Here is a 13,962-nt window from a genome sequence, read left to right as displayed (position 1 = left end):
CCCGCCCCGCACACGCCCCTTCCCTTGCGCCTTGTTCTGGAGACCGGATGACATGCAGCTCCGCATCGCCCTGTTCCTGATCCTCGTGCTGTGCGGCGCCTGGCTCTCGCCAGCGGCGTGCGCCGCCACGTCCCTGCCCCGGATCCGCCTGTTCACCACCGGCGGCACCATCCAGAGCCTGGGCTCGGACCGGCAGAAGCTCATGGAGTACGACAGCGGCAAGGTCGGCCCGAAGGAGCTGATCGCCGACCTGCCCGAGCTGCACGACATCGCCGACCTGAGCTACACCGAGGTCGCCAACGTCGGCTCGCCGTCGATGAACACCGAACTGCTGCTCAAGCTCGCCCAGGAGGTCAACGCCTGGCTCGCCCAGCCCGATTCCGACGGCGCGGTGATCACCCACGGCACCGCCACGCTGGAGGAGACCGCCTACTTCCTCAGCCTGGTGATCCACTCGGACAAGCCGACGGTGGTGGTCGGCGCGATGCGCCCGTTCTCCGCGGTCAGCCGCGATGGGCCGTTCAATCTCTACAACGCGGTGCGGGTGGCCGCCGCGCCGGCCTCGCGTGCGATGGGCGTGCTGATCGTGCTCAACGACCAGATCGGCGCCGCGCGCGACACGACCAAGGGCAACACCTACCGGGTAGACACCTTCGTGGCGCGCGACGTCGGCCCGCTCGGCTACGCCGATTCGGACCGCATCGTCTATTACCGCCGCCCGCTGTATCGCCACACCGCACGCTCGGAGTTCGATGTGTCCGGGCTGAAGGAACTGCCGCGCGTGGACGTCAGCTACATCTACCAGGACGGCGACGGCACGGCCGTGGACGCCTTCGTCGCGGCCGGCGCCAAGGGCATCGTCCTGACCGGCGGCGTCGGCGAGGCCGGCAAGCGCGCCCGCGCCAAGGGCGTGCTGCTGGTGATGAGCGACCGCAAGGGGTCCGGGCGGGTCATGACCAGCGCCCGCGCGGCCGCCGACGGGCTGATTACCGCGGACAACCTGCCGCCGCACAAGGCCCGGATCCTGCTGCGCCTGGCCCTGACCCGAACCACGGATCCGGCCGAGATCCAACGCATCTTCAACGAATACTGACCCTGGGAGGCACTAAGGCATGACAGTCGACAAGACGTGGTGGGCCTGGCCGCTGGCCCTGCTGCTGGGCGCAGCCAGCGCCCAGGAGATTCCCCGCAACATCCCCATGCCACCGGCGCCGGCGGCGCCAGAAGCGCTGCCCACCGTGGTGCTGATGTCCTACGGCGGCACCATCGCCAGCCGCGGCACGCCGCGCCTGAACATCACCAACTACGGCGGCAAGGGCGTGCCGCGCGTGGATCCGCAGGACTGGCTCGACGACTTGCCCGAGCTGAAGAACGTGGCCAACATCGTGCTGGACGACCAGCGCGGCCCGCCCGACGCGCCGCAGGCGGTCTACGCCGACCAGGTCCGCATCGCCGCGCGGATGAATGCGCTGGCGCGCGACCCGAGCGTCCACGGCATCGTGCTGACCCACGGCACCAACTCCATGGCCGAGACCGCCTACTACCTCGACCTGGTGGTGAAGACCGACAAGCCCATCGTCCTGGTCGGCTCGCAGCGGCCGTGGACGGGACTGTCCGGCGACGGCCCGCGCAATCTCTACGACGCGGTGCGCGTGGCGGCCAGCGACCAGGCCCGCGGCAAGGGCGTGCTGCAGGTGATGAATCAGCTGATCAATCCGGCGCGCGACGTCAACAAGGGCAGCGCCTACCGGGTCAACGCCTTCCAGGGCATCGACGTCGGCGCGATCGGCTTCGCCGACCCGGACAAGGTGGTGTTCCTGCGCGAACCGCTGCGGCGGCACACCGTGAACTCCGAATTCGCCGGGCGGGACTACCCGAAACTGCCGGTGGTGGAGATCGCCTATGCCTACCGCGATGCGCCCGGCTACCCGATCGATGCGATGGTCGCCCATGGCGCCAAGGGCATCGTCGTGGACGGCACCGGTGCCGGCTCGCCGACCGCCTCGCAGATCGAGGCCATCAAGCGCGCGCAGGCCAAGGGCGTGGTGGTGGTCGCCACCGCACGCACCCGCGGCGGGCGCGTCCAGGACACGCCGCGCCGGCGCGAGGCCGACATCGTCCCCGGCGACAACCTGACGCCGGAGAAGGCCCGCATCCTGCTCCAGCTCGCCCTGAGCAAGACCCGCGACACCGCCGAAATCAAGAGGATTTTCGATGAATACTGACCCGCTCCGTGCGCTCGGGCTGGCGCTGCTCGGGCTGCTGCTGTGCAGCGCCAGCGGCCTGGCGCCGGCGGCCGCGCCGGCCGACGCGCAGGCCCCGGCCTACGACCACCACGTGCGGCTGACGCCGCAGAACGCGGTGATCGGCAACTTCCCGGCGCAGAAGGCGCCGATCCTGACCATCGACAGCGGCCAGACCGTGCGCATCGATGGCGGCGGCGGCAACCGCTGGGGCGACAAGCCGCCCCAGCAATGGCTGCGCGAGCAGGGCCTGCAGCTGGATGCCGAGCAGGCGCAGGCGATCGACGAGGTGGCCGCGGTGCTGGCGCAGACGCAGCGCCAGCCCGGCTTCCCGAGCGGGCACCTGCTGGTCGGGCCGATCGCCGTCCGCGGCGCGATGCCGGGCGATGTGCTGGAGGTGCAGATCCTGTCGGTGACGCCACGCATTCCCTACGGCGTGGTCAGCATGGCGCCCGGCCGCGGTGGCCTGCCGGAGGACGTCAGGGAAGCGTACGCGAAGGTGGTGCCGCTGGACCTTGTGCGGAAGGTCGGCCGCTTCGAGCCGGGCATCGAGGTGCCCCTGGCTCCCTTCAACGGCGTGATGGGCGTGCTGCCGCCGGCGCAGGAGGGCGCCAACCGGGCCAGCGGCCCGCCCGGGGCGTTCGGCGGCAACCTGGACTGCAAGGAGCTGGTCGCCGGCAGCAAGCTGCTGCTGCCGGTGTTCCATCCGGGCGCGCTGTTCTTCACCGGCGACTCGCACGCCGCGCAGGGCGACGGCGAGGTCACCATCACCGCCATCGAGACCGCCAACACCACGGTGCTGCGCTTCGTGCTGCACAAGGGCATGGGCCTGACCATGCCGCGCGCGGAGACCCCGAGCCACTACATCGCCTTCGGACTGGACCCCGATCTGGACCTGGCCATGCAACAGGCCATCCGCCAGACCAACGCCTTCCTGCGGCAGGAGAAGGGCCTGGACTTCCAGCGCGCCTTCGCCCTGGCCAGCATCGGCATCGACTTCCGGGTGACGCAGGTGGTGGACGGGGTCAAGGGCATCCACGCGATGATCCCCAAGCGCCTATTCGTCGACGCCCCGCCGAAGTGACACCGCGCGGCGCCGGCCGCGCGCCGGCGCCGCGCGCTCAGAAGTTCCGCCTGACGCTCAACAGCCAGTTGGCCTCGGGCATGGCGGTCAGAGTGACATCGCCCAGCCGATCGCCGGTCTTGGCGCGGTAGTAGCGCGCGTCGAACACGTTGCGGCCATCGAGCTGGACCTGCCAAGCGCCGCGCGTCCACTGCACGCCGACGTTGAACACATAGGCCTGCGGCAGCCTCACCACCTTCAGGCGGCTGGCATAGGTGGGCGAGAAGTAGTTGCCGCCGAACAGGAACTTGAGCCCTGCGCCGCTGGAGAGCTGCAGGTTGAAGCCCATCTGCCGGTTCGGCGTGCCCTGCTTCTCCTCGTATTCGCGCATGCCCGCGGGCAGCACGAGGATGGCGCGCCCGCCGTACAGGAACGCCTCGGCCGGATAGACCACCTTGCCGGTGGCCGGGTCCACCACGTCTGCGAAGCCCAGCGTGCGCGCATCGACCACGATGCCGATGCTGTAGTTGGGGTCGAACACCGTCTTCTCGTGCGCGGCGTAGAACGAGGCGGAGAAGTGCGGGCTCGGCGTCCACGCCAGCTCCAGCTCCCAGCCCCGGGTCATGGTCGAGGTGGCGTCCGCGGCCACGCTCACGTCGGTCGGCGAATGGATCCCGCTGCGCTGCTGGCGGTAGACGGCCGCGCTGAAGAACAGGTCGCCCGACAGCGGCGCGCCCTTGATGCCCGCCTCGAACAGGGTGGACTGGCCGATATGGCCGGCCTCGACCACCGCCCGGTCGATGATGTTGTCGTTGCCGTCCAGCACCACGCTCGCCCGCGCCGCGGTGAGATAGAGGTGCAGGTTGCCCGGCAAGCTGCGGGTGAGGCTGGCGCTCCACGATGCGCCCGCATCCCAGGCGCTGGCGCGCCGGTCGCGAGTGGCGAGCACGCCGGGGTTGGCCGAGGTGCCGCCGCCGACATCGGTCGTACCGGCGTACTCCACCGTGCTGGCCCGCGACACGTCCAGGCGCGCACCCAGCAGCAGGCGGGTGTGCGGCGACAGCTCCAGGTCCAGCAGCGCGCCGGTGCCCAGCTCCAGCAGCCGCGTGCGCTCGTCGTAGGTCACCGGATAGCCACCGGACTGGATGTCGCTGTTCTCCAGGCAGTTGGTGAAGGTCGCATTGGGCGTCATGCCGTTCCTGCCGTTGTCCCAGCTGGACGCCATCACATCGGTGCGATGCGTGGAGAAGTCCCCGGTGCACTGCCGCGTATGCGCATCGGTGTAGCGGAGATTGGTGGAGACCATGAAGCTGCGCTCCAGCCCCGACGCCGAGCGCATGCGCCGGGTGAGGGTGAACTTGTCCTCCAGGACCCACGGCGTCTGCTCGGTTCCGAACGGCTGGTTGGAACTCTTGTACTGGCGCATGACGTCGGTGAACAGCTGGTTCTTCATCGTGGCATCCGGATCGGCATCGTCGATCAGGTCCACGTAGGCGGTGTACAGGTCGGCGCGCAGGTCGCGCTCGTAGGCGGCGAAGCGGCGCCGGTCCAGCGTGTCGTAGGACACCGTGCTCGGGTCCAGGGCGAAGCCGGCCGGCACCGCGCCCCTGGCCGGCCGCGGCCCGCCGATACCCTGCCCGCGCAGCAACCCGGTCGGGTCGGCCTCCGGATGCGCGACCAGGTAGTCGTACATCGTGCGCGGAATGCCCGGGATGGTGGGGAACTGGCTCAGCAGCAGCCGATGGCCCTGCGCGTCGGTCGGCCAGGCCCAGGCCTGTCGCAGGGGCTGATTGTTCGGCCCCAGCGCGCCGGACACCGGGGAGGCGGTATTCAGTTCCTTGAGGCCGATGGCCTGGCTCCCGTCCAGATCCAGATTGACCAGCGGCGTTCCGCGCACATAGGTGCCATCGTCGATCAGCGCCTGGGTCACCCGCCCCAGGAGCGCGCCGGCCGTGCGCGAGGCCTGCAGGTTCAGTCCGGTTTCCAGCCGGAACCTGCCGAACATGGGTTCCACACTCAGCGCGCCCTGGAACACCTTGATGTCCAGCGGCACGTTGCGCGCATAGCTGTTGGAGTCCACCACGCTGCCGTAGAGGTCGTAGCTGGCGCTGCGTTCGCCCAACCGCAGCGGGCCGCCGACGTCGAAGCTGGCCTCCCTGTGCTGGTAGCTGCCCAGCGTCGCCTCCAGCCAGCCCCGCGTCGCCTCGTCGCCGACGGGCCCTGCGCGGCTGGCGCGTGGCACCATGTTGATGTAGCCGCCGATCCGGCCCATGCCGTAAATGGGCGATGGCGGGCCTCGCACGATCTCGATGCTGCTGGCCGCCGACAGCAGCGAGGGCGTATGCCCCTGCAGGTTCAGACGCTTCATGCCGCGGAAGAAGATGTCGCCCGGCACGCCGCGGATGTCGATGCCGCCCTGGATGCCGAAGCGGGTCGGGGTGAACGTGCCGGGCGCGACCCTGGCCAGATCGTCGATGGCCGACACGGCGTTGTCGTCGAGGCTTTCCTCCTGCACCAGAGTCACCGCGCGCGGCGTCTCGATCAGGCGCTTGTTGATCCCCAGGGCGAAGCTGCTGTGCAGGTTGGACCAGCGTGGCTGCGGCAGGGCCAGCGCCTCCACCGAATCCATCAGCGGGATATGCGACTGCGCCGCGTCTTCGGCGCCAGGCGCGCGAGGAGCGGAGGCGTCCGGCGAGGACTCCGCGTCCGGCACGACCGCGACCGCGCCGGCGGTGACCCGCTTCCAGCGCATGCCGCTGCCCTGCAGCAGGCTGTCCAGCGCCTGCTCGGCCGACATCCGGCCCGCGACCACCGGCGCGCGTTTGCGTTCCAGCCACTCCAGCGAATAGACGACCTGCAGCCCGCTCTGTTCGCTGAAACGATCCAGGGCATCGGCCAGGGCGCCGGGCGGGATGCGGAAGTCGAACGCACGCGCCCGCTCCGCTTCGGACCAGACACGGTCCGAGGCCATCGATGCCGAGGGCTGGGCGAGGACGGTGGCGCCGGCGAACACGGCCAGGCAACCGGACAGGCCGGACAGCTTCACAATTCCGCGAGCAAGCCGCCTTGCAGGCAAGAAGGGCATTTTCGGCGTCGATATGAGAGGGGACTAACTGGCCGCTCCGCGGAACTCCCACTTCCTCCATCCCGCTTGAACGATACTGCATTGCACAAAAAAACGAATCCTCTCCACGCATGTCCGCCCGCACACACGCAGGCAATCTCGCGTGCATGGCGTGGCGCCGCGCACGGCGCAGCGGCGGCGCGCGCATCCGGCCGCATCCGGCATCGAGGGCCGGTCGCCGCGCAGCCCCTGCACGCGGCCCTGCCGGGCCCCTGGAACATCGCGATCGCGGCGGCATCGCCCTCCCCGGGCGACCCTGTTTTCTTCCATCACAACAGCAGGACGCGCGGAGCCGCGGCAGGCCCGGCCCGCCGCGCGCTTTCGCGGGTCTGCGTCAGCGCATGCGCGTGCGTTCGAGGATCAGGATCCGGTCCTTCTCCCTGACCGTGCGGATCGGGAGAATGGAGGCGAACGCGGCGACCGTGGTGTCGCTGTCGTTGGCCTGGAAGTTCCCGCTGATCCTGAGCGTGGACAGCCCAGGCTCGGCCAGCACGACCGGGATGCGTGCGTAGCGGTTGATCTCGTGCACGGCCTCGTCCAGGGGCGTGTCGCGGAACAGCAGGCGCCCCCGCGACCAACTGGTGGCCACGTCCACGTCGGCGCGCTCCCTGTGCCAGGCCGTGCGTCCCATCCGGCGGCAGCAGCAGGCGCTCACCCGGGCGCAGGCGCTGCCAGGTGGCGGCCGATCCCACCCCGCCTTCCACGCGCACCGAGCCTTCGCTCAGGGTCACCGCGATCAGGGCAGCGCGACGATCGACCTGGAACCGGGTCCCCAACGCGACGGTCCTGTAGCCATCCGCGTCCACCTCGAACGGGCGGTCGCGATCGTGGGCCACCGCGAACAGCGCGCGTCCGGCCAGCAGCGCGATGCGGCGTTCGGAGCGGCTATAGGCCACCTGCACGCGCGTGCCGACATCCAGGTCGATGCGCGAGCCATCCGGCAGGTCGATCCTGCGCGGCGCATCGGTGGCGGCATAGGTCGTCTGCGGGTCGGCGCCGCCCAGCGCCGGTCGCCATTGCACGGCGGCCACGACGGCCGCGCAGGCGGCCAGCGCCACGAGCGTCCACGTCGTCCGGGCCAGGCGGCGATGCGCGCCCCCGACGGGCTGCTCGGCCTGCGCGACCAGCCGCGCCATCTGCGGATCGCAGCGGCCCAGTTCGGCCACCCCGTCGGCCAGCAGCTGCGCGGCCGCGAACGCGTCGGCGTGCGCCGGATCGCGCTCGAGCCAGGCCTGCAGTGCGGCGCGCTCCTGTTCGGTCTGCGCGCCGGACCACTGCCTGGCGGCGTGTCTTGCCGCGTCCTGCAGCAGCTTCTCTTCGTCTCTAGTGTCCACTGATCGTTCCATTCTGTTTGGCCACCCTGCTCATGCACACGGCAAGGGCATGGCTGATGTGTTTTTCCACCATCTTCACGGAGATCCCGCAGTGCCTGGCGATCTCGGGGTAGGTCATGCCCCTGGCGCGGCTGAGCAGGAACACCGTGCGGCACTTGAGCGGAAGCTCCTCGATCGTCTGTTGCACGATCGACAGTTCCTGCTTGGCCTGGACGTGCTGCTCCGAGGACGGGGTCTGCGCGGTCAGTTCGAAATCATCGATGTTGCATTGATGGGAAACATGCCGGACCCGTTCGCTGCGCTTGAGGTCGTTGGCGACGTTGATGGCGATCCGGAACAGCATCGAGGTGGGCGAGCGCAGCGCCGTCGAGCCGTTGTACTGGAGCATCCTGATGTAGGTCTCCTGCACGACATCGTGGGCATCCTCCGGACATCGCAGCCGGCTTCGCAGGAACTGGATCAGCGAGACATGGCTGGTCCGCACCAGCGCGTCGACATCCAGCGGTACCTCGTCCAACGCGCACACGGTGTCCTCTTCCTCGACGGTGAAAACCTCTTCGGAGATCTTGCTCATTGAGTGATTCGCCACATGCCCGAACTCAAGCATCTCTTGAGAAGAACGCAGACCACCTCCCCTCGGACAGACGTCCGTTTCCGCCGACCCCCTACCTCAACGCGCGAAGAAAGTTCGTCCGCCGAAGACGACGCACGCCGGCGGCCGGCAAGGCAGCGCCGGCCGCGAGCGTCCGTGTTCGGGGAAAGCCGGCCTGTCCGTGGGACGGGCGGAAGCGCAGTGCTCTACGGCGTCGGCCGCCATCGTGTCGCGCGCGACGGGGCCTGAACCTTAGATTCCCGGGAATGGCGCGGCGACGCAAGCGGCGCAGCGTGGCTGATGCGCGCCGGGCGGCCTGGGGGTCGCGGCAGTGCCTGGCCTCGCAGCCGAGCCGTGGACCGGACCCGGGCGCGGCGAGACGGGAGAATCTGCGGCGCGACCGCAGCGCAGCCGAGTCAGGCCAGCAGCGGGCAGCCGTCGGGCAGGTGCATGCGCAGGCGGCCAGGCACGCAGTCCACGCGGAAGTGGCGCGAGGTCTCCGGCTCGCCGTCCAGGTTGAGCGTGATCGGCTCGGCCACATCGATCTCGACCCACGGCAGACGCGCACGCACGGCGGCCTGCTCCAGCGCCGCGCGCTTGCCGCCGGTGATCAGCGTGCCCAGCGTGGCGGCGAAGGCGCCGGTCAGCTCGGGGACGATGGTCAGCTCCAGCAGGCCGTCGTCGACCAGCGCGTCCGGGCACAGCGCCTGGCCGCCGCCGGCCTGGCGGCCGTTGCCCAGCCCCAGCGCGATGAAGCTGCCCTCCCAGGCGAAGTCGGGCCCGCGGAAGCGCGCCCGCATCGGCTCGACCCGGCCCAGTCGCGACAGGCCGGTGACCACATAGGCCAGGCCGCCGAGCACGCGCTTCATCGCCTCGTCGGTCTCCACCGTGACCTGGGTGCCGAAGCCGCCGGTGGCCATGTTGGCGCACCAGTGCGGGCCGTGGTCTGCGGTGACGCGCAGCAGGTCGATGGGACGCGCCGGCGCCGCGGCGATCAGCGCCAGCGCGGCCTGCGGCTCGAGCGGCAGCTCGGCGGCGGTGGCGAAGTCGTTGGCCGTGCCCAGCGGCAGAAGGGCCAGCGCGGGCAGCGCGTCGGCGTCCTCGTCGCGATGGGCCAGGGTGGTGGCGACCTCGCTGAGCGTGCCGTCGCCGCCGCCGGCGATCACCGTGTCCACGCCGTCGGCGATGGCCTCGGTGACGTAGCGCTCGGCGTCGCCGCTCTCCCAGGTCACGCGCACGTCCAGCCGCGCGCCGCGCTCGCGCGCCTGCGTCACCGCGGCGCGCACCGCATCGTTGCCGGCGGCCTTGCCGTTGAGGATCAGACACCAGCGCGGCTGGGACATGGGGAGGGCAACAGACGTGGGGTGGCGCAGGCTAGCAGTCGCCGCGGCCTCCGGCTGTCATGTTCCCGTCAGATACGGCGCGTAGCGTGGAAGGCCATAGCAGGGACGACGGAGGGAGGCAGGATCAGCCTCCAGTCTTCGCGGGAACCGCGCCGGGGCGACTCGACGCGGTTCTTTTTTTGTGTGCCGCCATAGGGCGGCATCTCCGGTTTGCGGGAGCAACTGCCTCCTCACATCCCGCCGCGGTCTTCCTGTAGAGCGGAGCTCGCTCCGCTGCCCTTCGTCCGGTTCGTGGGAAGGCCCCGGTGAAAGGTTTGTGGGAAAGCCCCAGCGGAGTCCCCAAGAGGGGACTGCCACAAGCTCCGCTCTACGGCCGCAGGAACTTCAGGTCCGACGGCGCCGCCACCTCCACGGTCTGCAGCGTCTTGCCGAGCTTGCCGGTGTGCGGGTCGCGCGCCAGCACCACGATCCGGTTGGCGCCCTGCACGGCGATCAGCAGGAAGCGCCCGGACGGATCGATGGCAAACTCGCGCGCCTGCCGGCCCTCGGTGGCGCGGCGCTGGATCAGCGTCAGCCCGCCATCGGCGCCGACCGCGAACACGGCCAGATGATCGTCGCCACCGCGATTGATCGCATACAGGAAGCGCCCGTCCGCCGACAGGTGCAGCGCGCCGCCGCCGTTGCCGCCGGTGAAGCCGGGCGCGAACAGGTTCACCACCTCGCGCAGCCGCAGCGCGCCCTGCGCGTCGACGTCCAGCACCGCCACCTGCCCGGCCATCTCCAGGGTCAGGTAGGCGTGCCGGCCGCTGGCGTCGAAGGTCAGGTGCCGCGGCCCGCTGCCAGGCGGCAGCGCCAGGAACGGGGTGGGCGCGGGCTGCAGCGGCCGTTCGGCGTTGGCCTGCGGCGCATAGCGGTAGGCGTACACGCGATCGCCGCCCAGGTCGGAGGCATAGGCGGTCGCGCCGTCGGGCGAGAAGCCGACCCAGTGCACATGCGACGAGCGCTGGCGCTCGGGGTCCACGTGACTGGCCTGGTAGGTCAGCAGCTGGGTGACCGGCTGCAGCCGGCCCTGCGCATCGATCGGCAGGACCGCCAGCGACCCACCCGGATGCGTGTCGACCGAATAGTTGGCCACCAGCAGATAGCGCCCGTCCGGCGTCAGGCTGGCGTGGGTGGGATGGTCGCCGAGCGTGGAGACCTGGCCCTGCAGCGTCAGCCGATGCTGCGCGTCCAGCGTCAGCACCCCGGCGCGGCCGACCGTGTCGCGCGCGCCCGGCCCGTTCTCGCTGACGGTGTAGACGCGCGTCTGGTCGGGCGCGAGCACCAGCCAGGACGGATTGTCCAGGCGCAGCGTCTGCCAAGGCTGCGCGTCCAGCCGGCCGCTGGCGGTATCGAAGCGGTAGGCATACAGCCCCGGCGAGCCGCTGTCGGTATACGAACCGACCAGCAGGTCCACCGACGCGGGCGCCGCCACCGCAGCCAGCGGCAGCGCGGCGATCGCCAGCATCGTGGCCTTGAGCAGATTGAACATGTGCGCCCCTTTAGCCCTGTGCGAAGTCGGTCAGCGCCTGGCCATCCAGGCGATAGATGGTCCATTCGTCCATCGGCCGCGCGCCCACGGCGCGGTAGAAGTCGATCGCCGGCTGGTTCCAGTCCAGCACCGACCACTCGAAGCGCCCGCAGTCCTTCTCCACCGCCAGCCGCGCCAGGTGGCGCAGCAGGGCCAGGCCGGCACCCTGGCCGCGCGCCTGCGGCCGCACGAACAGGTCCTCCAGATAGAGGCCGTTGCGCCCTTTCCAGGTGGAGTAGTTGAAGAAGTACACCGCAAAGCCCAGCGCCACGCCGTCCTGCTCGCAGAGCACGCAATAGGCGGTGGCGCCCGCGTCGAACAGCGTGCGCCCCAGGTCGGCCTCGGTGGCCTGGACCGCGTGCGGTTCGCGCTCGTACTCGGCCAGCGCGCGGATCAGCTCCAGGATCAGCGGGATGTCCTCGCGCGTGGCGCTGCGGATGGACAGGCTCACTTCGCCCCCGCCACGGCCGCGCGCATCTGCGAGATCACCTGCGCATAGTCCGGGGCGTTGAAGATCGCCGAGCCGGCGACGAAGGTATCGGCGCCGGCGGCGGCGATCTGGCCGATGTTGTCCACCTTCACCCCGCCGTCGATCTCCAGATGGATCCTGCGGCCGCTGGCGTCGATGCGCTCGCGCACCGCGCGCAGCTTGTCCAGCGCCGAGGGAATGAAGGCCTGCCCGCCGAAGCCCGGGTTGACCGACATCAGCAGCACCAGGTCCACCTCGTCCAGCACCCAGTCCAGCACGTCCAGCGAGGTGGCCGGATTGAGCACCACGCCGGCGGTGCAGCCGTGCGACTTGATCAGCTGGATCGTGCGGTGCACGTGGCGGCTGGCCTCGGGATGGAAGCTGATGTGGCTGGCGCCGGCCTTGGCGAAGTCCGGCACGACGCGGTCCACCGGCTCGACCATCAGGTGCACGTCGATCGGCGCGGTCACCCCGTACTTGCGCAGCGCCTCGCACACCATCGGGCCGATGGTCAGGTTGGGCACGTAGTGGTTGTCCATCACGTCGAAATGGATCCAGTCGGCGCCGGCGGCGAGCACGGCGTCGACCTCGGCGCCAAGCCGGGCGAAGTCGGCCGACAGGATGGACGGGGAAATGATGCAGTTGGACATGGCGGTCTGCCGGAAGAGGAAGGAGGTCAGGCGGCGCGCTTGCGGCGCAGCGTCTTGATGCGGTCGTAGGCGGCGTTGAGCTCGCGTGCGCGGGCCTCGGCGCGGGCGCGCAGCTCGGGCGCGGCGCCGGCCAGGCGGTCGGGGTGGTACTGGGAGATCAGGCGGCGGTAGGCCTGGTCGACTTCCGCATCGCTGGCGTCGCCGGTCAGGTCGAAGGCGCGGTACGGGTTGTCCCGCGACAGCTGGAACCAGTCCCGGTCGAAGGCATGGCCCAGCAGCAGTCCCACCAGGGCGCCGAACACCGGATTGGGGCGGAACAGCAGCGCGCCGGCGATGCCGCCCAGCAGTTTTCCGTACCAGCGATTCATCGGGAGGTCGGGCCTGCGGTGGGGAGGGAAGCGACATTTTACGGTAGGCGGGTCGTGCATCTCGCGCTTTGCGCGCAGGCGCGTACACTACGCGGCCCGCCGCCGCCTTAACCGGCGCGCCGGCACACGCAGCGAGCGGGGTTTCGAGCGCCTTTCGCCTCACGCCAGGAGTGCTGTGTGCCCACCACGCTGTTGCAAGCCGATCTGCCCGGTCTGACCCTGCGCCATCGCGGCAAGGTCCGCGACGTCTTCGACATCCCACGCGAACGCCTGCCGGCCAACGCCGCGCCCGGCGACTATCTGCTGATCGTCGCCACCGACCGCCTCTCCGCCTTCGACGTGGTCCTGCCCGACCCGATCCCCGGCAAGGGCGAGATGCTGTGCCAGATCTCCAACTTCTGGTTCGACAAGACCGCCCACCTGATGCCCAACCACCTGACCGGCATCGAGGTCGCCGACGTCCTGCCCGAGGGCGTGGACCCGGCGCTGTACGCGCGCCGCGCGGTGGTCACGCGCAAGCTCAAGCCGGTGCCGGTGGAGGCCATCGCCCGCGGCTATCTGATCGGCAGCGGCTGGAAGGACTACCAGCGCACCGGCAAGATCAGCGGCATCGAGCTGCCCGACGGCCTGCAGCAGGCGCAGAAGCTGCGCGAGCCGATCTTCACCCCCTCGACCAAGGCCGCGGTCGGCGACCACGACGAGAACATCGACTTCGACGCCATGGTCAAGACCGTCGGCGGCGACCTGGCCGAACGCGTGCGCGATGCGACCCTGCGCATCTACAGCTTCGCGGCCGAATACGCCGCCTCGCGCGGCATCCTGCTGGCCGACACCAAGTTCGAGTTCGGCACCGATGCCGACGGCCGCCTGTACATCATGGACGAGATGCTGACGCCGGATTCCTCGCGCTACTGGCCGGCCGACGAGTACCAGGTCGGCCTCAGCCCGCCCAGCTACGACAAGCAGATCGTGCGCGACTACCTGGAGACGCTGGACTGGGGCAAGACCGCGCCGGGCCCGGTGCTGCCGCCGGAAGTGATCGAGCGCACCCGCGCCCGCTACGCCGAGGCCCTGCTCAAGCTGGCCGACATCCGCCTGGATTGAACGGCGCCAAGCACCCCGCGCGCGACGCGGGGTGCGCTTCACAAACCTGGCCGCAGACGCCGGGTATCCTCCGGCCCGATGACGCGCCCTGCCCGGGGCGCC

The 13,962-nt window shown here is 70.3% G+C and carries 12 protein-coding genes and 1 pseudogene; 4 read left to right on the top strand and 9 right to left on the bottom strand.

Annotation, left to right across the window (positions count from 1 at the left end; translation table 11 throughout):
• Positions 1–52 precede the first annotated feature (52 nt).
• The 3 genes from ACFJIT_RS00530 to ACFJIT_RS00520 are packed head-to-tail and all read left to right on the top strand — an operon-like array spanning position 53 to position 3,327.
• On the top strand, positions 53–1,093 hold the full coding sequence (locus tag ACFJIT_RS00530; RefSeq protein ID WP_379654660.1) for a type II asparaginase: 1,041 nt from the start codon (positions 53–55) through the stop codon (positions 1,091–1,093).
• Positions 1,094–1,112: 19 nt separating this feature from the next.
• Positions 1,113–2,225: an asparaginase gene (locus ACFJIT_RS00525; protein WP_379654659.1), complete on the top strand. Its 1,113-nt coding sequence runs from the start codon at positions 1,113–1,115 to the stop codon at positions 2,223–2,225.
• The gene (locus ACFJIT_RS00520; RefSeq protein WP_379654658.1) at positions 2,215–3,327 is read left to right on the top strand and encodes an acetamidase/formamidase family protein; all 1,113 of its coding nucleotides are present in this window, start codon (positions 2,215–2,217) and stop codon (positions 3,325–3,327) included. The genes ACFJIT_RS00525 and ACFJIT_RS00520 overlap by 11 nt, the downstream gene beginning before the upstream one ends.
• A 37-nt stretch (positions 3,328–3,364) precedes the next feature.
• Here the strand turns inward: ACFJIT_RS00520 and ACFJIT_RS00515 are convergent, their stop codons facing one another.
• From ACFJIT_RS00515 to ACFJIT_RS00475, 9 genes and pseudogenes are all read right to left on the bottom strand, one after another.
• Positions 3,365–6,352, bottom strand: a complete 2,988-nt coding sequence (locus ACFJIT_RS00515) for a TonB-dependent receptor plug domain-containing protein (RefSeq protein ID WP_379654657.1) — start codon at positions 6,350–6,352, stop codon at positions 3,365–3,367.
• Between the two features lie 412 nt (positions 6,353–6,764).
• Positions 6,765–7,025, bottom strand: coding sequence for a FecR domain-containing protein (locus ACFJIT_RS00510; protein WP_379655810.1), 261 nt, complete (start codon positions 7,023–7,025; stop codon positions 6,765–6,767).
• Between the two features lie 169 nt (positions 7,026–7,194).
• Positions 7,195–7,776, bottom strand: a pseudogene (locus tag ACFJIT_RS00505) (FecR domain-containing protein); the annotation flags it as partial.
• Positions 7,754–8,338 carry an RNA polymerase sigma factor gene (locus ACFJIT_RS00500; protein ID WP_379654656.1) on the bottom strand — a complete coding sequence of 195 codons (585 nt, stop codon included), beginning with the start codon at positions 8,336–8,338 and terminating at the stop codon, positions 7,754–7,756. The pseudogene ACFJIT_RS00505 and the gene ACFJIT_RS00500, both read right to left, overlap by 23 nt.
• A 434-nt stretch (positions 8,339–8,772) precedes the next feature.
• Positions 8,773–9,699 carry a lipid kinase YegS gene (gene yegS, locus ACFJIT_RS00495; RefSeq protein WP_379654655.1) on the bottom strand — a complete coding sequence of 309 codons (927 nt, stop codon included), beginning with the start codon at positions 9,697–9,699 and terminating at the stop codon, positions 8,773–8,775.
• A gap of 367 nt (positions 9,700–10,066) precedes the next feature.
• The gene (locus ACFJIT_RS00490; protein ID WP_379654654.1) at positions 10,067–11,230 is read right to left on the bottom strand and encodes a lactonase family protein; all 1,164 of its coding nucleotides are present in this window, start codon (positions 11,228–11,230) and stop codon (positions 10,067–10,069) included.
• Positions 11,231–11,240: 10 nt separating this feature from the next.
• Positions 11,241–11,720 carry a GNAT family N-acetyltransferase gene (locus ACFJIT_RS00485; protein ID WP_130528152.1) on the bottom strand — a complete coding sequence of 160 codons (480 nt, stop codon included), beginning with the start codon at positions 11,718–11,720 and terminating at the stop codon, positions 11,241–11,243.
• Positions 11,717–12,388, bottom strand: a complete 672-nt coding sequence (rpe, locus tag ACFJIT_RS00480) for a ribulose-phosphate 3-epimerase (protein WP_130525034.1) — start codon at positions 12,386–12,388, stop codon at positions 11,717–11,719. The genes ACFJIT_RS00485 and rpe overlap by 4 nt, the downstream gene beginning before the upstream one ends.
• A 26-nt stretch (positions 12,389–12,414) precedes the next feature.
• The gene (locus ACFJIT_RS00475) at positions 12,415–12,756 is read right to left on the bottom strand and encodes a DnaJ domain-containing protein (RefSeq protein WP_379654653.1); all 342 of its coding nucleotides are present in this window, start codon (positions 12,754–12,756) and stop codon (positions 12,415–12,417) included.
• A 177-nt stretch (positions 12,757–12,933) separates the two neighbouring features.
• Here ACFJIT_RS00475 and ACFJIT_RS00470 point away from each other — a divergent pair, with 177 nt between their 5' ends.
• Complete coding sequence (locus ACFJIT_RS00470; RefSeq protein ID WP_130525035.1) at positions 12,934–13,860, top strand: phosphoribosylaminoimidazolesuccinocarboxamide synthase; 927 nt, start codon at positions 12,934–12,936, stop codon at positions 13,858–13,860.
• Positions 13,861–13,962 lie beyond the last annotated feature (102 nt).

Source organism: Pseudoxanthomonas sp. UC19_8, assembly GCF_042700505.1.
GTDB classification, from domain to species: domain Bacteria; phylum Pseudomonadota; class Gammaproteobacteria; order Xanthomonadales; family Xanthomonadaceae; genus Pseudoxanthomonas_A; species Pseudoxanthomonas_A winnipegensis.
Note: the sequence above shows the minus strand (reverse complement) of the source record. Positions and strands in the feature narration are given on the sequence as shown.